Raw genomic sequence first — 21,047 nt, 5'->3', positions numbered from 1 at the left:
GGTAAAAGATATGCTATTGGTATACCATGGGGCATATGCCGACCGTGGCAGCTGGTCGAAAGACGACTTTTTACCAATGGCGGGCTATATTGAGCCAGATGGCTCCATTCCTGATCAAATGTTTGATACCATGTTGTTCCTTCCGTTTCCGAACATGACGGAAACAAAGGCTGACTGGGAGAAGTATATGGACAATCTATTCGAACCAGGTCGCCAATTGGATGCCTTAAACTCAGCTATGCTTGAAATGAATAAACGACGTAATTCTCTTGTAATCAATACGAAGAAGGAAAAGGTGGTACTAACCTTGCCCTATCCTTCTCCAAAAGTGAGCGATTGGGGCAAGCTGGAGGAAAATGGGCCGTCTCTATCTTTTGACCCTGCTAAGGTAGGGGAAGAGCAAGCCTATAAAAACCGCTTAGCAGCCATTACCTGGTACAAGGATAAGCTAATTAATCGCTGGTACCAATCAGAATATAAGTATCTGAAGCTAGAAGGAATCTACTGGTTCCAAGAGCTTGTAGACGACGCGGCACCGAAAGAACGCGAGTTGATTCGCAATGCTGCCGATATGGTTCATTATCATGGATTCCGTTTCTACTGGATTCCGTATTACGGCTCTCCAGGTTTAGAGGAATGGAAAAATCTTGGATTTGATTATGCTTTCCTTCAACCGAACTATTATCAGGCAAATGAAGTACCTATAGAACGGGTTCAGCTTACCTTAGATGTAGCTAATAAATATGGAATGGGTGTAGAGATCGAGGGAGACGAGAAATTCTTACGCGATATGCGTCTCTATCGTACCTACTACAACCAACTCATTGCCGGTCATAAAATCGGAATTGATAAGGACAAAATCCATGCGTATTATTTCGGTTCTAAAAATCTGCTTATGGCTTACCGCAGTAAGGAGCAGCAAGCCAGAAAGATTTATGATGATACGTACAAGTGGATGAAGGGCAAGTTTGATATGAAAGAATTCCTTGTTCCTGAGGTAGTGCCAACTCCTACTACTAAGCCAGAGGATCAAAAGCAAACAACTGGGGATGCAAATCCTGCTACTAAGGATGAATCTGGGGAAAAAGCTGATAAAAACGCTGAAACAAAAGAATAACGACATGTGTTGAAATGTAGACGCTGACAGGCCCCTGCCGCTCACGTAAGTTGAGAAGCAGGGGCCTGATTTTTTGGGCAAGGTTCCATGACAAAACATTTAGGCCTGGATCGATTTTGCACGCTTCATTATGGTGAACATTTTTTGATAGCAGAGGATACTAAGAATTGTTACACCAAAAATAATTCCGAAAATGACTAGCGGACCAAACCAATTCGATAAAGTAACGAGCAATGGTGCTAGGATGCGCCCAATCGTAAATTGTAGCGTGGAGGCACCCATATACTGCCCGCGTTGGTGTTCAGGGGCTAGTTTACTAACGAAGCCTAGAGCGATTGGAGTACGGATCAGCTCTCCAATTGTGAGAACAGCCATACAGAAGAGCAAGAACCAGATATTTTTACTAAAAGCCATCATGAAAAAGCCGATCCCACCCAGAAAAGATGCAATCACAAAGGCTTTTTGATCGCTCCACGCACTAATCCAGCGTGTCATCGCTGCTGTTAGCGTCACTACCATGAATCCATTCAAGGCCATCATCCAGCCAAAAAAGGATGTTCCACCTAGAGAGTAGGTCCAATCTCCCCACCATATCAACGGTTGTTGTAACACATGTTCCTTTATATAAATCGCCATGTAAAGATCCATCTGGGAAAAAGCGAGAAACACAAAGACCCCAGCTAGCAGGTAAAGCGAAAAAACCTTGTCACGAAAAATAACCTGAAAGGATTGCAATTCTTTTTTCCAACTTGGTGCTGGATCGACTAAATCTGAGCTAGTTTGAGGTGCTGACGGCTTAGTCTCTTTTAAGACGAAAAAGTAGACAACAAATAGAATGGCAGTCACAACCATACAGGCTAGCATAAGCTCATTACGGTAATTCACAAAGAAAAAGGCTCCCAGCAGAGGTCCGATAACAACCCCTAAATTCATAGCTGTGTAAAACATGGCAAACACAAAATTACGATCTTCCTCGTTGGTCAAATCTGCGATCATAGCTTCGCTAGCTGGTTGGTACAAAGAGGCACTCAGATTCAGTCCGACAAAAGCAAGGTACATCATCCAAGGGGAAGAGGATAGAAAAAATAACAGGAACATGAGAGCCTCAAACGCCACAGAAAATAGCATAACGGGACGACGCCCCAGTTTATCAGAAATACGACCGCCAATTAAGCTTATGACAACACTAAGCAACGGGGGAATGATTAATAATACTCCAGCAGTACTCTTACCAAATGTTTCACTGAAAAACAGAGCCATGAAGGGTAAGAACATCCATAAAAAGATAGAAAATAAGGTTTCTCCGATCAGACGAACCTTTAAATTTACATCCCAAGATAGCCAGCTCATGCGCTGCACCTCCAACGTGTTTTCTGACTTACATACATGCTGGCTTTCTTCTTTCCCGTGTGAAATAAGAAGTGGTTTATGGTCCTGTTAGAATGTTACTGTTTATAAAAAAAGCGACTATATGCTGAAAAGCTTGCTCAACATACAAGCTTATCGCATAAATGCCGCTTCTTTAGAAAAGAAACGGGGCCGATAACCATAAGTTCCATCAGTAAAGAAGAAAGCCGACCTCAATCAAGCATGACAAAAAGAATGGATTATCCTTTTGTCTTTGCTGGATTAGATTAGATGGCTACAATTTCTTTACTGATGAATTTCATTGGTTACATGCCCCTTTATTTTCGGTATTTTTTGATAAATGAAATTCTATCAGGTTTTATAAGGATGTGCAAGATAGATTTTTAGAGATTGATTTGATAAATAACCCATGACATATACGTAGTAAGGCAGGACCAAACAAGATACGGAATAAGTAACAGTGCTGCCCAGCGAGAGTATTTGCCTGTGTACAATAGCAAGAGTAGGGTCGATATTGCGGCAGCCAGACAATCATAAAAGGCTAACGACAAATCCTTCTGAATAGACAGGATAAAGGTATAAGACTGATTGATCACGTAGTTAATCGCAAATAACAGATACCAAGAGTGGTTTAGGTTATCTAACCCAATGGTTTTTTGTAATACAACGACTGCAAGAGCAATCAGCGCGTATAATACAAACCATATGATAGCAATCAAGTTGCTTGAGGGAAGCCAATCAGGCTCTGCAAGGGTGTTATACCAGATTAGGTCACTTGGAAAAAGAATACCTGACAGCGAAAAAAGAGCTATTATGACGAGGAATAATATGATGGAGGATAATAGACTTGGCTTTTGCTGCGTCATGTAAAACTACCCCCTTTTCTTATAAGCTAGTACTTAGTTTATTATTGATTTTGTCGTCCATGCGTATTATTTCTGATTGCAAGATGAACATCATAGATAGACTGAGGCGTTTTGATAAAATATTTTTAATCAAAAACACAAAGAGAGAAGTGTCTATGCTACAATTTGTAATAAATCCCAATGGGAACGGACTGGAGGAGTCTCATCGTGCAAGATCCACGATTAAAAAAATTGGCTTATAATTTATTGCACTATTCTGTGGGTTTGAAGGAAAAGGAAGTTTTAAATATTGAAGTCCGTGGAAACGGGCATGATCTAGCTCGGGAGCTGATAAAAGAGGCATATGCTATCGGCGCCTATCCTTATGTGGAGATAATGGATACACGTATTCAACGGGAGTTAATGATGAATGCCAGTGCCGAGCGGGCAGAATATCTAAGGAAATGGTCTGAAGAACGCATCAAGGATCAGCATGCAAACATCATTATTAACGGGGTTGATAATGACAGCGAGATGTCTGATGTGCCAAATGATAAGCGTCAGGAGCATTATAGGGTGCTAAAGCCACTTAGTGATTACATGATCGCTAATACTCGTTGGGTTCTGCTTAATTATCCTACACCCTCTATGGCGCAAAATGCGAATATGTCGACTGAGGCATTTGAAGATTTCTTCTTTGATGTCTGTATAACAGATTACCGAAAGATGCATGATGCATTCCTGCCCCTGCAACAACTGATGAATAAGACGGATAAAGTACGATTAGTCGGGCCGGGAACCGATTTGACCTTTTCCATCAAAGGAATTCCAAACGTGATTTGTGCGGGAGAAAATAATATTCCAGATGGAGAGATTTTCACTGCTCCTGTGCGTGATTCGGTGAACGGTGTACTTACTCACAATGCGACGACCCAATATATGGGGACTAAATTTGAGAATATTACCTTGCGTTTTGAGAACGGAAAGATTATAGAAGCGACCTCAAATAATACCAAGAAGCTCAATGAAATTCTTGATACTGACGAAGGAGCTCGCTATATTGGAGAATTTGCCATCGGTGTAAATCCGTATGTACTGCATCCGATGAATGATATTTTATTTGACGAGAAAATCGCAGGTAGCTTCCACTTTACCCCGGGCCAGGCCTATGAAGATGCTGATAATGGCAATCGAAGCATCGTGCATTGGGATATGGTAACCATTCAACGTCCGGAATACGGTGGCGGTGAAATTTGGTTTGATGACGTGTTAATCCGCAAAGATGGACTATTTGTGCTGGATACATTACAAGGTCTTAATCCAGATGCTTTAAAATCCTAAGCCAAACAAAAGATCGAAAGAAATCCATATTCAAGATAGAGCACGTAAAAAAAGTCTGGTGATCCCAGGCTTTTTTGCTTGAGACGAATGGAGACAACCTATAGTCAATATTCTCTGATAGAACCAGCTTCTCGTCTCTAAAGTGGCATCCGATCTCGCTTTTCGTTACAATGAAGCGTAGAAACTGTAGAACGGAGAAAAGACTAGCTATGACAATGAAAAGATGGTTGGATCACACTGTAGACGATCAGGAAAAAGGAATGACTGTGGAGGAGATCGTACGACAAAAAATGTCGGTCTCTGGACGTATGCTGCAACGTCTGACACGGAGTAAAGGAATACTGGTAAATCGCAAAGTCCCTTTTCTTAAAAGGCAGGTCAAGGCTGGAGATGTGATTTCTGTGCGCATTTTTGATGATAAACGTGAGCAGGAAGCGTTAGTCATGTTACCGCCAGCACCATTTGAAATTCAATTGGAAATTTTGTATGAGGACGAGTATTTTATTGTTGTCAATAAACCAACAGGTATGACTACGCATCCTATTCGTGAGGATCAGCATGATACTTTACTAAACCAACTTGTACTTTATTGGCATAAACAAGGCAAGTCGATTATGCCCCATACCGTTCATCGCCTAGATCGCGAGACTTCAGGCACTATTTTAATCGCGAAGAGCTCCTATGCTCATCAGCTAGCAGATAAGCTGATAAGGGAGGGAAGTGTGGAGCGTAATTACGTTGCGTTAGTAACTGGTCGGATGCAACCAGAATCGGGAACAATAGCAGAACCGATCAAGCGCGATCCTATGCATAAAGTAAAGCGTCAGGTACATCCAAAGGGTGAAGAAGCGGTTACTCATTACAAGGTTTTGGCTTCAAATGACGAGGTTAGCTTAGTCGATATTACATTAGACACAGGAAGAACCCACCAAATTCGCGTGCATTTTGAATACATGGGACATCCATTGGTTGGGGATACCCTATACCGAGGTTCTCGAATGGGCTTTTCCAATCAAGCGTTGCATGCCTATCAGCTTTGTTTTAAGCATCCAGTGACAGAAGAGCTCCTTGAGATTAAGGCACCTATGCCGCAAAAGATGAAGCGCTTTGTGGAGGATAGGTTTTTTCTCCCAAATTTTATGCTATAAAGATTATGCATGTTTAAAATAAATACTATGGGGAAGGGTGGAGGTGTAGAGCATGGTAGTGCAGAGGCTATTAGATGAGGAAAAGGTGTTTAAAGACCCTGTTCATCGCTATGTGCATGTCAGGGAGAAGGTCATTTGGGAGCTAATTGATTCACCTGAATTCCAACGACTAAGGCGTATCAGACAGCTTGGGACGAGTTATTTTACCTTCCATGGCGGTGAGCATAGCCGATTCAATCACTCACTGGGCGTCTATGAAATTATGAGACGCATCCTAGAGACCTTCAAGGGTAGAGTTAGTCTTCCTTACGAAGAAAAGCTCCTGTGCCTTTGTGCGGCTTTACTGCACGATGTTGGACATGGTCCTTTTTCACACTCCTTTGAAAAGGTATTTCGGTTTGACCATGAGGAATGGACGAGAAAAATCATTATGGGCAGGACAGGCATTAATCAAATTTTACGTACGGTTAGCGATACCTTTCCTAGAAAGGTTGCGGAGGTGATCGCAAAAACGTATGAGAATAAATTGATTGTCTCCCTTATTTCCAGTCAGATAGATGCAGACCGAATGGATTATTTGTTGCGAGATGCTTATTATACCGGAGTCAATTACGGTAATTTTGACATAGAGCGCATTCTGCGTGTAATGCGACCCTCTGAGGATGGAGTAGTGATTAAAGCGAGTGGGATGCATGCAGTGGAAGACTATATCATGTCACGCTATCAAATGTATTGGCAGGTGTATTTTCACCCGGTGACTAGGAGTGCAGAGGTTGTTCTACATAAAATTTTCAAACGTGCGAAGGAATTATTCCATCGCGATTACCGTTTTCAATTAGAGCCGACACATTTCCTGCCGTTTTTCTGTGATCGTATCCAATTGAAGGACTATATCATGCTGGATGAATCTATTGTTTATTTCTACATGCATCAGTGGCGAAATGAGCGAGATCCTATTCTATCTGATTTGTGTTCACGATTTTTAGACAGGAATCTCCTGCAATACGTCGAATATAATCCTAGAAATTTCCGAACGGAATATGAGATCAGGGAATTGTTTCAAGAAGCGGGAATTGATCCCGACTATTATGTAGAAGTTGATTCTACATCCGATTTGCCCTATGATTATTATCGCCCTGGGAAAGAACAAGAACGGATTTCTATTATGTTAGTCAAACCAAACGGTGAGCAAGCGGAATTATCAACGATGTCAGAGATTGTAGAAGCGGTTTGCGGGAAGCGGAGATTTGATTATAAGCTTTATTATCCTGCTGATCTGATAGAATCGCTGCCTGCTGAACTTGCCCAAAAGATTAAAGAACGACTAGGAGTAGTGATGTCGGATGCATAGAGGGCACGCCAAAATAATGCGGCTAGTGGAGGTCCTTGGTGAAGTAACAGGAAGAAAGAAACTGCAAAAAATGGTGTATATCTCTAAAAAAATGCAGGTGGATTTCGAGGAAAGATTTGAGTTTCATATGTTCGGGCCTTATTCCGAAGAACTGACATTGCGCGTAGATGAGTTGTGCAGCTTTGGGCTGTTGAACGAACAACATGAAAGCAAGGGAGCGATCGAAGTATATCGCTACTCCTTAAACGAATTGGGACAGGAATTTTTGCGTTATCATGATGTAGACCTAGGGGTAGGAGAGCGTCTGATTAAACGCTTAAATGAAGAAAATTCCCGGTTTCTTGAATTGGTGTCCACCATTCTTTATTTTGAGCACTTATCCTATGAGGAAATGCTGGTTAAAGTCTTTACATTAAAAAGCAAACAGCGCTATACAGAAGAGGAAGTACAAAAGGGACTTGCTTTTCTCGACGAATGCAGACAAATTAGCTTGCAGCATTAAAGGGTATAGCATTCTGGTCTGTTAGTATTTCCATCTCGTTTACGCTTACGTGTGAACGAGATTTTTTTGTCCCACATCATCTATTTCACTAGATGTTGTCCATGCGCCCCAAAAATTGCACGAGTATAAGCTTTCAGGGTAGAATAGACAGAAGATCTTTTTAGGGGTTGGTGATAACATGAGTTTATTTGATAATAAAAAAAATAACGGCTTTACCATTGTGAGCAAAAAGACAGATGTTCATGGCGGATTTGGTCAAGGAATGCTTGATTTAAGTCATGTTTCCTCTGTCATTATTGATGTTGAAGAAAATGATGCCTACATTGACATGGGAGCGATGCATGCCAAGAGTGCTGTTGAACGAGGCATTAAATTTTCTACGAATAAGGAAGATGTTCCAAACGGAAAGCCGTACTGGCTTGTTTGGGTTACAATCGACCGTAAAGAAGAGGGACCTTACTATGCAGGTGTAACTGCTTGTTACATGGAGGTTGACCGTGAAGCCCGCCGTGGATACAAGCTATTGGTAGATCACGTTAACCGTATGGATGCTGCTATGAAGCGCAAAATCATGGTAAGTGAGCTAGGAGAAGCCGAAAAAGCAGCATTGCGTAAATTGCTGATGGAACACAATGCAGACATGTGGGCAAACTCCGCTGAAGAGCTGAAGCAGAGCTTAGAAGCACAAGCATAGTTTGTACATGGGCGCTAGTTGAAAATCTGGTTTTTATTAGGAAAAAATGAACGCTGTGTGAACAACTTGCAAAAGAATTGTACGAAGAAACAAAAAAAGAGTAAACTTAGATTTGTATATAAAAAGCACTAGGTCAGCAAACGGGGAGCGACAATATGTCACTCCCTGTTTGTCTTAATTTGCAGGTTATGAATTAGCAATAGGGATGCACACTAAGAGGGCATATCAATACTTTATCTTCTCAGAGGGGGAGAATGCCTTGGATCATCAGAATGATCATTTTGTCAAACATGGTGGAGTGCATTTCCGCAATAATGTACCACCGCAAGAGATTAATAAATTTATTAATAGGCTACCGGCAGGAAAGCGAGAAAGTCTTTTTGAAGTGTTAGATAAACTGGAAAAAAGCGGGCTTATTACGATTTATAACGATCACGTTTTTACCGATGGAAATGGTGTTATTGGCGGCGGGGAGCAATAAGATAACCAAATAGAAATATATCAAAGCTCGGCACAGAGATGATTTCCAGAGGTAATAACAAGCTGCATGAATGAGCAAAAAGCTAAAGAAAAAAAGGGGTACCTAATCACAATAGTGATCGAAGGTAGCCCCTTTTTCATAAAGCTTACATGTTATCCGCCCCATAATTTGTTCCACAACGATTTTTTTTCCTTTTCAGGTGGTTTGGTGTCGGGTATTGCTTGCTCAGGAATATGCTCGGAACAGTAATCCTGAGGCTCTGTTCCTGCTTTAAAATACATAACTTGGGCGTGCGGACAGTTCTGAGTAGCCAATTTTTTGGTGACTGGGTCGATGTAAACTGATACGACACCGGTAGGAGCATTAAATTGGCTAGGCGGTTGATTATTGAGAGCACTTTCCATGAATTCCGCCCAAAGCGGAGCCGCTAGACGGGCATCCTTGATCGGGTCAATCTTCTTCCCTTCATCATAGCCTGTCCAAACGCTGGTTACGAGCTGGGGTGTAAATCCGCTTATCCAGGAGTCATAGTCAGTGGAGCCTGTTTTCCCAGCAACGGGACGGTTTAATTGGCCTGCAACACGGTGAGCTGTGCCGCGCGTATCGCTAAAAACAGTCTGCATCATCTGATTTAACACATATGAGCTGCTCGGATCTGCTGCAGGGACATGGGCAGAGGAATCCTCAGCTAAAATGGCACCTGTGTTATCCATGATTTTTACAATAGCTATTGGTGTAATGTACGACCCATTATTGGCGATGGTACTGTAAGCTGCTGTCAATTCCAAAGGGGAGATAGGCGATGTTCCCAAAGCTAGAGAAGGTACAGCCTGCAGAGGGCTGGTTATCCCTAATTTTCTGGCTTCATCTACTGTTTTTTGCGGTGTTAATTGGTTAATTGTTTTAACAGCATAAATATTATCTGATGTAGCGATGGCTTCTTGCATGGTAATAAAGGTATTCGTGAATTTATTACCATAATTACTAGGAACGTATTCCCGTCCATTTTCGTAAGTGAAGACAGTTGGCTCACTTTTCATCAACGTTAAAGGAGTAAACCCATTATCTAAAGCTGATAAATACATAATTGGTTTAAAGGTAGAACCAGGCTGTCGTTTACTCAAGACACGATTGAATTGGCTTTTTTTATAATCGCGGCCACCTACCATTGCTTTAATAAAGCCCGTTTTAGGATCAATGGCTACTAGGGCTACCTGTAACTCTTGATTATTTTTAGGCATGTGTTTACGAATAGCTTCTTCCGCTTTCTTTTGGATCGCAACATCTAAGGTAGTGTAAATTTTTAATCCGCCGTTCTGAACAGCCTCTTCGCTGATTCCATATTTATCCTTGGCTAAAGCGAGAATATAGTCCCGAAAATATGGGGCTATAGAAGCTTTTTGTACTTCCTTGGGTGAACGAAATGTTAATTTCTGCTCGTAAGCCTCCCGCATTTGTTTTTCGGAAATGTAGCCGTCACGGTGCATAGCCGCTAGGATTAATTTTTGACGCTTTTTCGCATTATCAAAATTCGTAATCGGGGAATAATAGGTAGGCCCCTTTGGAATTCCTGCTAGCATAGAGCTTTCTGCGAGCGTTAACTCCTTCGCTTTTTTGCCAAAATAGGTTCCCGCGGCGGCCTCTGCACCATAGGCAGAATGTCCATAATAGATTTGATTCATGTACATTGCTAAAATTTCATCTTTTGTGTAATTAAGCTCTAGCTGTAGGGTGAGTAAGGCTTCTTTTGCCTTGCGAGTCCAGGTTTTCTCATGACTCAAATACAGATTGCGAGCTAGCTGCTGTGTAATCGTGCTGGCCCCTTGAGCTTTGTTCATTTCGACAATGTTGACGTAAGCTGCTTTTGCAGTCCGTTTTAGATCAATGCCCATATGCTGATAAAAGTAACGATCCTCGATGGAAAGAGTAGCTTGCACTAAATAAGGGGAAATATTGTCGAGTGTGACGACATAGCGATTTTCTCCTCTGTGAATACTATCTATTACTTCTCCGTTGCCTGCGTAGATGGTTGAAGTTTGATGAATAACTGTGGCGGGCATAGGCTGAGAACGTAAATATAAGACCAGAAATAGGATGAATAATGCAGCCGCCAGCATAGTCAGACCTAGAATTTTTATAAAAAGCTTGCCCCGCCTAAGCCAACGAAGTAATGGATGCTCGCGGATGACTTCCATGAAAGACACGTCCTTTCTGCATAGTTTGGTAATACTAGGAAAAATCCTAATAGATAGTATAGGTAAATCAGCATATTTTCATACTATAGGAAGCCGGTATCACCTGTTCTATTAAGGTTTTGCACATCACCGGCAGTCCTTTTGAAAAAAGGCAATCTGTTCTGAAAAAGCAGTGAAGTAAGAAAAATATCGGATAAAAAGACAAAAAATACTTGCTTTTTGGGGGGTACCCTCTATAATTCATTTTGTTGATGATTATGTGATCTTCATTACATCGCCCATCAACATGAAATGATTCGGTTAAAAAGGAGGCTTCATTACATTATGAACATGGAACTATGGTACACTGAGAAGCAAACGGAAAATCACGGGATTACTACAAAAATCTCCGAGACTCTATATAGTGAGAAAACGGATTTTCAACAGTTGGATATTATCCATACCAATCAATTTGGACGTATGCTTGTACTTGACGGTATGGTTATGACTACCGATGTTGATGAGTTTGTTTACCATGAAATGATTACTCACATTGCTCTTAACACCCACCCTAATCCTAAAAAAGTATTAGTTGTGGGCGGAGGAGACGGAGGAGCCATTCGTGAAATCGTTAAGCATGCTTCCGTAGAAAAAGCTGTACTAGCTGAGATTGACGGCGGAGTTATTGAAGCCTCCAAAAAATATTTCCCAGAGATTGCGAAAGATTTAATGGGAAATCCGCGTGTCGATGTGCAAGTTATCGATGGAATTAAACATATTCATGATCACAAGGGTGAATATGATGTAATCATGGTTGACTCTACAGAACCAGTTGGTCCAGCAGTGGGACTGTTTGAAAAAGGCTTTTATCAGGGAATCGCCGATGCGCTAAAACCAGACGGAATCATGGTTGCTCAGACGGAATCACCTTGGTTCAACCGTGAATTGATCAAACGAGTATTTAAAGACCTATCTTCAATTTTCCCAGTAACTCGTTTGTATACAGCAAGCATTCCAACATACCCATCAGGTCTGTGGAGCTTTACAATTGCTTCCAAAAAATATGATCCGTTAAAAGTAGATCCATCTGCAATTAAAGACATGGATACCAAATACTATAACAAAGATATTCATAAAGCAGTGTTCCAGCTTCCTAACTTTGTAGCTGAACTGACTCGCGACTAGGGGGTAGTGAGATGCGTTTTGATGAATCTTATTCTGGCAACGTGTTTATTCGTAGTCATCAAAACTATGAGGAGAGCCAAGCAGTCATTTATGGCATGCCGATGGATTGGACAGTAAGCTTTCGTCCAGGCTCCCGTTTCGGCCCTTCACGTATTCGCGAGGTCTCTATTGGCTTAGAAGAATACAGTCCTTATTTGGACAGGCTATTAGAGGAAGTGAAGTATTTTGATGCAGGGGACATTCCATTACCTTTTGGAAATGTAGAAGGCAGTCTCCAAGCTATTCGCGAGTTCGTTGCGAAAGTATTAGCGGATAATAAAATCCCTGTAGGTATGGGCGGTGAACACTTGGTTACATGGCCAGTGATTCAAGCCATGCACGAGAAGTATAAGGACTTGGTTATCTTCCACTTTGATGCCCATACCGATCTTCGAGATAACTATGAGGGCTACGAGTACTCCCATTCAACGCCAATTAAAAAGGCGTGCAATTTGCTTGGAGGCAAAAACGTTTATTCGTTCGGAATCCGTAGCGGGATGAAGGAAGAGTTTGATTGGGCAAAGGAAAATATGCATTTATACAAATACGATGTATTGGAGCCTGTTAAACAGGTGCTTCCTACCATTGGAAATCGCCCTATCTACTTAACGATTGATATTGACGTGCTAGACCCTTCTGCTGCTCCTGGTACAGGCACAACAGAGGCTGGCGGCATCACATCTCGTGAATTACTAGATACGATTCATTTTATGGCCAACAACGGAGCCAATGTGGTCGGATTTGATTTAGTGGAAGTAGCGCCTGTGTACGATCATAGTGAGATGACACAGATTGTTGCTTCTAAAATACTCCGTGAATTGATATTAAGCTTTGTAAAATAGTCGCTATTTTATCATTTGCAATACTTGATATTACGTAGAAAAAGGCAAGGAGGCAGAGTGCTTTCTTGCCTTTTTCATTTTCTATACAAAATGCCTCTCGCTTGGTCAGAAAGATTGGAAGTGGGAAGGTAAACTATCCTATAATAAAGGGAAGGTAAACTAAACTAACAAATACTACAGTGACAAATAAAAGTGAGGTCTCGGAATGCAAGAGGTTCAATTATCTTTATCAATCATGCAAAAGGCAGAAGGGCAAACCGACAAGACAGATTTACAAATGTCGGGTAAAGCATCCCTGCGTAATTCTTCTTGGTTTCTGCATTATAAAGAAGAGATAGAGGGAGCGGGAGAGGTCTCCAATATTGTTCGGATTAACCCCGATAGTACACAATTACTACGTCAAGGCAGCTTGCAAATGAAGCAAATATTTGAAAAGGGAAAAGGGACAGATAGCTTATATAGCAGTCCCTATGGAAATATGCAAATGCATACCCACACTCGAACATATAAAGTCACGTATCAAAGTGAGAAGCCCATTCATGTGTTTATTGCTTATCAATTGTGGCTAAGTGGACAATATGTTGGGGAATTCGAATGGGACATGAAAATTGCATGGGATTAGAAAGGGGTTCGTGTGTATGGTTTTTTCCCTCATTAATGGGCTATTTTCTGGCTTGTTATTATCAGCTTTTCTGGCAATTGGAGATGGATTGTTTCAAACAAGCACATTTCAGGTTTTATTAGATATTACTTATATTCCAGGGATGGAAAATACCCCTCCCTTACTAGCCTATCTCATTCATTTGGCGATTTCGGTTATCGTGGCCTTTGCGTTTATTTACTTTTATCCGAAGGGGAACGGGAAAAAGATAGTCATCTATGTAACTCTGTGGAATGTGGCATTTCTTATTTTATTCTTTCCCTTTACGTATCTAAGCCAAGGTGTTTATTCAGCAAGTAATATCTTGTTGTGGTTTTTTGGTCATTTGTTGTATACGGTATTTTTAACGTATCAAATTGAGCGATAGAGCAGCTTTTGCAGATGCGTAGTGCCGGTTTTTTAGCACAGTGACTAGTTTTTGGCAGTTTGTTTAGGAGGGATGTTGTGAGTACATTACCAAAATCGGAAACAGTGGAGATGTTAAGCGCAATTTTAGGAGCAATTGATGAAGGCATCCATGTGGTTGACGCTCAGGGTATTACGATCATGTACAATCACATCGCTGCCAGACTGGATGGGTTAACGCAAGAGGAGGTGCTGGGTAAACCGTTGTTGCAAGTCTTTCCTTCCTTAGATAGCGAATCCAGCACCTTGTTAAATGTCATCCAAACCGGAAAGCCCATGTATAATCGCACGCAACGCTATACCAATTGGCGAGGTGTACAGGTGGAAACAATCAACACTACGTTGCCAGTTCGTGTAGACGATCGGCTCGTTGGCGCAGTTGAGGTAGCTAAAGATATGAAGAAACTAAGGGAGCTGTCGGAGCAGCTAGTGGATCTACAGGTTCAAGTCCAAAGTGGACGAAAAAAGCAAGTGAAGCCACTTGTGTCCGATCAGGTGTTTTATGAATTTTCTGATATCTTAACGAATAACCCCGAGCTGAAGCGGGTGAAACAGATAGCGTTAAAAGCTGCGCGGACCACCTCTCCCATACTGATTTATGGAGAAACAGGGACAGGTAAAGAGTTGCTGGTACAATCGATCCATCAAGCATCCCCGCGAAGGAAGCGTCCGTTTATTGCCCAAAACTGTGCTGCCCTACCCGCCTCCCTATTAGAAGGAATTCTCTTCGGTACAGCTAAGGGGAGCTTTACCGGAGCAGATGATCGTCCAGGGCTGTTTGAAGTAGCCAATGGGGGCACGTTATTTCTAGATGAAATAAACAGTATGCCACTTGAGCTGCAAGCTAAATTATTGCGTGTATTACAGGATGGTCAGATACGAAGAGTAGGCGGAACGGGATCCAGGCAGGTAGATGTGAGAGTGATTGCGGCTACCAATGAAGTGCCAGAAAAAGTGGTGGAAAGCGGAGGATTGCGAGCTGACCTATATTATCGCTTAAATGTTGTCTCCTTTTGGCTTCCACCATTGCACAAACGCCCAGAGGATTTGCCCCTTTTAGTAGAGCATTTTGTACAGAAGTATAACAATATGTTTGAGCTACAGGTGAAAGGCTTGGATCAAGAGGTATGGACTTTATTCAAGCGATGTACGTGGCCGGGTAACATTCGGGAGCTAGAGCATATGATTGAAGCTGCCATGAATGTTACTGAAGGCGAATGGATTACAGTTGAAGACCTTCCTTTATCCTTTTTGAAAAGAATGAATGAGCTGAGAGCGGTATCTCAGGAAAGTGAAAACGGATTCACTATGAAAACCTTAATTCCTATGGATGGGAGCTTACGAGATGTTCTAAGACAAACAGAAAAGCATTTCATTCAAATGGCATTGGAGCAAACGAAAGGAAATATTCTGCAAGCCGCAAAACAATTAGGAATCCCTCGACAAACCCTACAGTATAAATTGGCCCAACAAAAAGAGAAACCAGATGATAAGAAGTCAGATTGACTTGGATTACAAATATTCAACCCGACATTGCCGAAAAGCTGGCACAATAAATAATCCCGCAAAGTGGACTGTAGGCAAACCAAGCGTGCTCAAAACGCTTAAAAGCCTGCAAATACACTGTAAATCTCATCTAATTCTGAAAATATTAAATATTCTATCGAAATTGGCATCCTCCTTGCATGATGTAAATAATGAAGCTTCAAGAGGTTTTGTTCATGTAAATATGCAGGGGGGATTATAAATGACATTAGCAGTTCGTAAATTGCGTGATTGGCGGGACGTGGAATTATGGAAAGACGTAACCGAGGAACAATGGAACGATTGGATGTGGCAGTTAACCCACACGATTAAAAACGTAGATGACTTAAAAAAGGTAATCAATCTAACTCCTGAGGAAGAAGAGGGAGTACGAATTTCCAACCAGACCATTCCGTTAAATATCACACCTTACTATGCTTTGCTAATGGATGAGAACGATCCAAAGGACCCAGTTCGTTTACAATCTGTCCCTTTATCTCACGAAATGGTTCGCACTCAGTACGATATGGAAGACCCGTTACATGAGGATGAGGATTCGCCTGTTCCTGGTCTGACTCATCGCTACCCCGATCGCGTTTTATTTTTAGTAACAAACCAATGCTCTATGTATTGTCGTTACTGTACACGCCGTCGCTTTTCTGGACAAATCGGCATGGGGGTGCCTAAAAAACAATTAGATGCCTGTTTAGATTATATCCGTAACACCCCAGAGGTACGCGATGTGCTTTTGTCCGGTGGAGATGCCCTACTAATTAATGACCGTGTATTGGAATACGTAATAAAAAGTCTGCGAGAGATTCCTCATGTGGAGATCATTCGGATTGGAACGCGAGCACCTGTCGTTTTCCCACAACGCATCACGGAGAATTTGTGCGAGATCCTGAAGAAATATCATCCTGTTTGGCTCAATACGCATTTTAATCATCCCAAAGAAATTACCGAGGAAGCAAAAAGAGCTTGTGAAATGCTTTCGTATGCCGGTGTCCCGCTTGGTAATCAGTCGGTTATTCTTGCTGGAGTTAATGACGATCCGTATACGATGAAGCAATTAATGCAAGATCTGGTTAAAATCCGCGTACGTCCATATTATATCTATCAATGTGACCTGTCAGAAGGCATCGGTCATTTCCGAGCGCCAATATCTAAGGGCTTAGAAATCATGGAATACTTACGCGGGCATACCTCAGGCTATGCAGTACCTACTTTTGTGGTAGATGCCCCGCATGGTGGCGGCAAGATTCCGGTTATGCCAAACTATATCATTTCCCAATCGGCTGACAAAGTCATTCTGCGTAATTTTGAAGGCGTCATTACTGCCTACCCTGAACCGCAAAATTACAAGGCCCCCGATCTATCAAGCAACGAATACTATCAGGCAGAGAGAGGAAAAGCAGTAGGTATTGCAGCCTTAATGGAAGATTTAGCAGACAATTTGGAGCCAGCAGGGCTACAGCGTAATAAACGGATTCAGGCCACCAAGGTCAAGTCACTTGCAGATGTGCGTAAGGAGCAAAGTGAGGTGAAAAAGCAAAAAGAGCGTGCCAGAATAAGTGAAAAAGAGGCATAGTTATGTCTGGGCAGGGTCTGTCGCCTTTCGGTGATTAAGTAGGACTTCGGGAATGGAAGTGTTACTTATGACGGAGAGCGAGAAGGCCCCTTTTTTCTGCTTGTAGCTAACTGATCACTCAATCTTTACGGTAGACAAATGAGTATGATATGATCAGAAAGAAAAGTGAGCGACCGCTCAGATAGGCAGTGCAATTGTTTTTATAAAAATTTTTGGGTAGAAATGTAAATTTTGAATGAATAGTCATTCATTTTTTCTGATACTTCTGATAAGATAAAACAAAAGAAAAAATTTACCATCAAATATAACTACAATAAGTAAGAGAAAGGGAGCTGGAAGATATGGAAATCCTACCACTATTAAATTTAATTGCCTTCTTCCTTGTGCTGGCTTATGGGCTATATCTTGTAGCGCATTTGTTGTACAGCAGGTATCTGTTTATCAAGTTGGGAAAAAAGCCGGATATCAAGGATGACTTTAAGACCCGCCTGAACTTGATCCTTCAGAACGTTTTTTTGCAAAAGAAGCTCTTAAAGGACAAAAAGAGCGGTATTATGCACGTTGTCCTCTTTTATGGCTTTATTATTTTGCAATTTGGTGCGATTGAACTTATTTTAAAGGGGCTTATTATTGGTTATGAATTACCGTTTGGTAGCGCCCACAAGTATTTTAGCCTGATGCAAGAAATCACTGCCATGCTGATCCTTATAGCGATCGGTTATGCTTATTATCGGCGTTATATTGAGAAACTAAAGCGTTTAAAGCGAGGCCTGAAATCAGGTTTAGTTATTATCTTTATCAGTTCGCTAATGGTGACCGTTCTTGGTTCACTAGCTTTCGAACAGATATGGCTAGGCCATGAGGGCTCCATCTTTGCTCCCTTCTCGTCAGCTATCGCCTTTGTATTTTCAGGGATCGGTGAAACCGCGGCAGCCGCTTTATTCTTCTTCTTCTGGTGGGCGCATCTGCTCGTTTTGCTGAGCTTTGCTGTCTATGTACCACAATCCAAGCATGCCCACTTGATCTTTGCTCCCTTTAACGTTTGGTATAAAAAGCTAGAACCGCCTGGTAAGCTTTCTACCATTAACTTTGAAGATGAGACTCAGGAAGTTTTCGGAAATGGGAAGATTGAAGACTTTACCCAAACACAACTAATTGACTTATATGCCTGTGTCGAGTGTGGACGCTGTACCAATATGTGTCCGGCCTCTGGAACTGGCAAAATGCTCTCTCCTATGGATATTATCGTGAAGATGCGCGACCATTTGACCGAGAAAGGAGCAAGTGTTACTTCACGCACACCTTGGATGCCTACTTTTGCATTTCCTAACACAAAGGCTAACCAAATCGCTCTGCAGGCTGGTGAAGTAGCAGCGACTGCTGAAGGGGCCGCTGCTGTAGAAAATGTATATGAGAAGGCATTGATAGGCGATGTGATTACCGAGCAGGAGCTGTGGGCGTGTACAACCTGTCGTAACTGTGAAGACCAGTGTCCCGTGATGAACGAGCATGTTGACAAAATCATCGACATGCGCCGCTATCTAGTGATGACAGAAGGGAGTATGCCGCAAGAAGCTCAGCGTGCATTAAATAATATCGAACGCCAGGGTAACCCGTGGGGAATTAACCGTAAAGACCGCATGAAATGGATGGAGGGTCTGGATGAAGCCTATACAGTACCTACTGTAAAAACGGCAGAGGAGTTTGAATATCTGTTTTGGGTAGGGGCTATGGGTTCCTTTGATAACCGCAGTATGAAGATTACGCATGCATTTATTAAGCTGATGCACGAAGCAGGTATTAAGTTCGCCATTCTTGGCAATGAAGAAAAAAATTCAGGCGACACAGCTCGCCGTATCGGTAACGAATTTCTGTTTCAACAATTAGCGCAAGAAAACATTGCTTTATTTGAAGGCTACGATGTTAAGAAGATTGTGACCTGTGATCCGCATGCGTTTAATACCTTTAAGAATGAATATCCTGAGTTTGGTTTGCAAGCAGAGGTATATCATCATTCTGAGCTATTAGTTCAATGGATCGAGGAGGGGCGTCTTACACCGAAGAAAGAAGTGAAGGAACGTATTACGTATCATGATTCATGCTATTTGGGCCGATATAACAATATCTATGATATGCCTCGCCAGATTTTGCAACAAATTCCGGGTGTGGAGATCGTAGAGATGAAACGAAGCCAATGTGACAGCATGTGCTGTGGCGCTGGTGGCGGATTGATGTGGATGGAAGAACATGAAGGCACCCGTGTTAATGTCGCTCGCACAGAGCAGGCTTTAGAGGTTAACCCAACAGAAATTGCAAGTGCTTGTCCATACTGTCTAACGATGATGGATGATGGATTAAAAATGAAAGAGGCGGAGGAACAAGTGAAAGCGAGAGATATCGCTGAAATCTTAGCCGATGCTTTGTAAGATGTAACAGGATGAGCGGTGGTCAAAGGGCCGCCGCTTATTGTCATAATAAATTGACTAATGCGAATAGAATGTGCAAAATAAAGATAACAAAGTGAGCGACCGCTCAATCAACACTTATTTTAACTGATTAGATACATAAGAAAAGGGAGGAATTGCTTTGAACACAGTTATAGTTGGAACGGCTCGAACACCTTTTGGAAAGTTCAATGGCGCATTAAAGGAAGTACCTGCCGTAGAGCTGGGAGCATTGGCAATTAGAGAAGCGCTGAGTAGAGCTAAGGTTGATCCCTTATCAGTTGATAAGGTCATCATGGGGATGGTCGTGCAAGCGGGTGCCGGACAAATTCCATCAAGGCAAGCTGCCAGAAAAGCTGGTCTCCCATGGGAAGTAACCAGCGAGACGATCAATAAGGTATGTGCTTCCGGCATGCGTTCCGTTGCCATGGCGGATCAAATCATTCGTTGTCAGGATGCAGAGATTATAGTAGCTGGCGGAATGGAGAGCATGAGTAATGCTCCTTATGCAATGCCGCAAGCTAGAAATGGCTTTCGAATGGGCGATAATCTTGTGAAGGATTTAGTGTTATACGATGGGCTAACATGTGCATTTGATCAAGTCCCTATGGCTGTGCATGGGAGTAATGTGGCCGAAGAATACGGCATTACACGAGCAGAACAGGATGCATGGGCCTATCGCAGCCAGCAACGTGCGGCTAAAGCGAGGGAAGCAGGATATTTTGCAGAGGAAATTGTTCCCGTTCCCGTTCCCCAACGAAAAGGAGACCCACTGCTCGTCATGGAGGATGAAGCGATACGAGCGGAAACAACCTTAGAGGGCTTGGCTAAATTAGCACCGGTATACAAAAAGGATGGGACGATTACAGCCGGTAATGCACCCGGACTTAATGATGGTGCGGGAGCGCTTGTGCTTATGTCAGAGCATAAAGCTAAGGAACTAGGGGCTAAGCCTTTAGCTACGATTCTAGGGCATGCGGAGGTTGCGGCAGAGGCTCCTTATATTGCGACTACACCTGGGCTTGCTATTCAGAAATTACTGCAAAAGACAGGAAAAAGCCTTGAAGAAATAGATTTATTTGAAGTAAACGAGGCATTCGCTGCGGTCACGCTTACAAGTGGAAAAATCGTTGGCTGGGATGAAGAGAAGGTGAACGTAAATGGCGGTGCGATTGCGCTTGGTCATCCAATCGGCGCAAGCGGTGCAAGGATTATCATGACGCTTATTCATGAATTACAACGACGCGGCGGTGGATTAGGCATAGCGGCGATTTGCAGTGGAGCGGCTCAGGGAGATGCTATCTTAATACGTGTTGAGCCAGCCAGATAAGTAACTAC

The 21,047-nt window shown here is 42.3% G+C and carries 18 protein-coding genes; 15 read left to right on the top strand and 3 right to left on the bottom strand.

What is annotated here, in order from left to right:
• Positions 1-1,117: DUF4855 domain-containing protein (locus AYJ08_RS02420; RefSeq protein ID WP_157452765.1), on the top strand; the 1,117-nt coding region annotated here is incomplete at its 5' end.
• Positions 1,118-1,216: 99 nt separating this feature from the next.
• Here the strand turns inward: AYJ08_RS02420 and AYJ08_RS02415 are convergent.
• Positions 1,217-2,467 carry an MDR family MFS transporter gene (locus AYJ08_RS02415; protein WP_064016441.1) on the bottom strand — a complete coding sequence of 417 codons (1,251 nt, stop codon included), beginning with the start codon at positions 2,465-2,467 and terminating at the stop codon, positions 1,217-1,219.
• 401 nt (positions 2,468-2,868) lie between these two features.
• Positions 2,869-3,351 carry a TspO/MBR family protein gene (locus AYJ08_RS02410; protein ID WP_064016440.1) on the bottom strand — a complete coding sequence of 161 codons (483 nt, stop codon included), beginning with the start codon at positions 3,349-3,351 and terminating at the stop codon, positions 2,869-2,871.
• A gap of 207 nt (positions 3,352-3,558) precedes the next feature.
• On the opposite strand from AYJ08_RS02410, the gene AYJ08_RS02405 reads away from it, so the two are divergent.
• The 6 genes from AYJ08_RS02405 (at position 3,559) to AYJ08_RS02380 (ending at position 8,847) form a co-directional block, all read left to right on the top strand.
• Entirely contained in the window at positions 3,559-4,671 is a 1,113-nt protein-coding gene (locus AYJ08_RS02405) for an aminopeptidase (protein WP_064016439.1), read from the top strand.
• Positions 4,672-4,880: 209 nt separating this feature from the next.
• Positions 4,881-5,819 (top strand): RluA family pseudouridine synthase, encoded by a 939-nt coding sequence (locus AYJ08_RS02400; RefSeq protein ID WP_064016438.1) that lies wholly within the window; start codon positions 4,881-4,883, stop codon positions 5,817-5,819.
• A 52-nt stretch (positions 5,820-5,871) separates the two neighbouring features.
• The gene (locus tag AYJ08_RS02395; RefSeq protein WP_064016437.1) at positions 5,872-7,170 is read left to right on the top strand and encodes an HD domain-containing protein; all 1,299 of its coding nucleotides are present in this window, start codon (positions 5,872-5,874) and stop codon (positions 7,168-7,170) included.
• Complete coding sequence (locus AYJ08_RS02390) at positions 7,163-7,672, top strand: YwgA family protein (RefSeq protein WP_064016436.1); 510 nt, start codon at positions 7,163-7,165, stop codon at positions 7,670-7,672. Before AYJ08_RS02395 ends, AYJ08_RS02390 begins: the two co-directional genes overlap by 8 nt.
• A 178-nt stretch (positions 7,673-7,850) precedes the next feature.
• Positions 7,851-8,366 carry a YwhD family protein gene (locus AYJ08_RS02385; RefSeq protein ID WP_064016435.1) on the top strand — a complete coding sequence of 172 codons (516 nt, stop codon included), beginning with the start codon at positions 7,851-7,853 and terminating at the stop codon, positions 8,364-8,366.
• A gap of 205 nt (positions 8,367-8,571) precedes the next feature.
• Positions 8,572-8,847 carry a hypothetical protein gene (locus tag AYJ08_RS02380; protein ID WP_369799656.1) on the top strand — a complete coding sequence of 92 codons (276 nt, stop codon included), beginning with the start codon at positions 8,572-8,574 and terminating at the stop codon, positions 8,845-8,847.
• 152 nt (positions 8,848-8,999) lie between these two features.
• On the opposite strand, the gene AYJ08_RS02375 is transcribed toward AYJ08_RS02380, so the two are convergent.
• Complete coding sequence (locus AYJ08_RS02375; RefSeq protein WP_064016433.1) at positions 9,000-11,042, bottom strand: transglycosylase domain-containing protein; 2,043 nt, start codon at positions 11,040-11,042, stop codon at positions 9,000-9,002.
• A gap of 330 nt (positions 11,043-11,372) precedes the next feature.
• Between AYJ08_RS02375 and speE the strand changes: the two genes are divergently transcribed.
• The 8 genes from speE to AYJ08_RS02330 all read left to right on the top strand — a co-directional run bounded on the left by speE (position 11,373) and on the right by AYJ08_RS02330 (position 21,039).
• Positions 11,373-12,206: a polyamine aminopropyltransferase gene (gene speE, locus AYJ08_RS02370; protein ID WP_064016450.1), complete on the top strand. Its 834-nt coding sequence runs from the start codon at positions 11,373-11,375 to the stop codon at positions 12,204-12,206.
• An 11-nt stretch (positions 12,207-12,217) separates the two neighbouring features.
• A complete protein-coding gene (speB, locus tag AYJ08_RS02365; RefSeq protein ID WP_064016432.1) occupies positions 12,218-13,087 on the top strand; it encodes an agmatinase in 870 nt (289 codons plus the stop codon).
• A gap of 205 nt (positions 13,088-13,292) precedes the next feature.
• Positions 13,293-13,709: a YwiB family protein gene (locus AYJ08_RS02360; RefSeq protein WP_064016431.1), complete on the top strand. Its 417-nt coding sequence runs from the start codon at positions 13,293-13,295 to the stop codon at positions 13,707-13,709.
• 16 nt (positions 13,710-13,725) lie between these two features.
• Positions 13,726-14,115, top strand: a complete 390-nt coding sequence (locus AYJ08_RS02355) for a hypothetical protein (RefSeq protein ID WP_064016430.1) — start codon at positions 13,726-13,728, stop codon at positions 14,113-14,115.
• A 110-nt stretch (positions 14,116-14,225) separates the two neighbouring features.
• Positions 14,226-15,659 (top strand): sigma-54 interaction domain-containing protein, encoded by a 1,434-nt coding sequence (locus tag AYJ08_RS02350; RefSeq protein ID WP_064016449.1) that lies wholly within the window; start codon positions 14,226-14,228, stop codon positions 15,657-15,659.
• Positions 15,660-15,900: 241 nt separating this feature from the next.
• Positions 15,901-17,265 (top strand): lysine 2,3-aminomutase, encoded by a 1,365-nt coding sequence (kamA, locus tag AYJ08_RS02340; RefSeq protein ID WP_064016428.1) that lies wholly within the window; start codon positions 15,901-15,903, stop codon positions 17,263-17,265.
• A gap of 341 nt (positions 17,266-17,606) precedes the next feature.
• Complete coding sequence (locus AYJ08_RS02335) at positions 17,607-19,691, top strand: (Fe-S)-binding protein (protein ID WP_082890835.1); 2,085 nt, start codon at positions 17,607-17,609, stop codon at positions 19,689-19,691.
• Between the two features lie 160 nt (positions 19,692-19,851).
• Positions 19,852-21,039, top strand: a complete 1,188-nt coding sequence (locus tag AYJ08_RS02330; RefSeq protein WP_064016427.1) for an acetyl-CoA C-acetyltransferase — start codon at positions 19,852-19,854, stop codon at positions 21,037-21,039.
• Positions 21,040-21,047 lie beyond the last annotated feature (8 nt).

This window comes from Brevibacillus sp. SKDU10 (assembly GCF_001645205.1).
GTDB lineage: Bacteria > Bacillota > Bacilli > Brevibacillales > Brevibacillaceae > Brevibacillus_B > Brevibacillus_B halotolerans.
The sequence above is the reverse complement of the archived record's forward strand: the minus strand, read 5'-3'. Positions and strand labels throughout refer to the sequence as shown.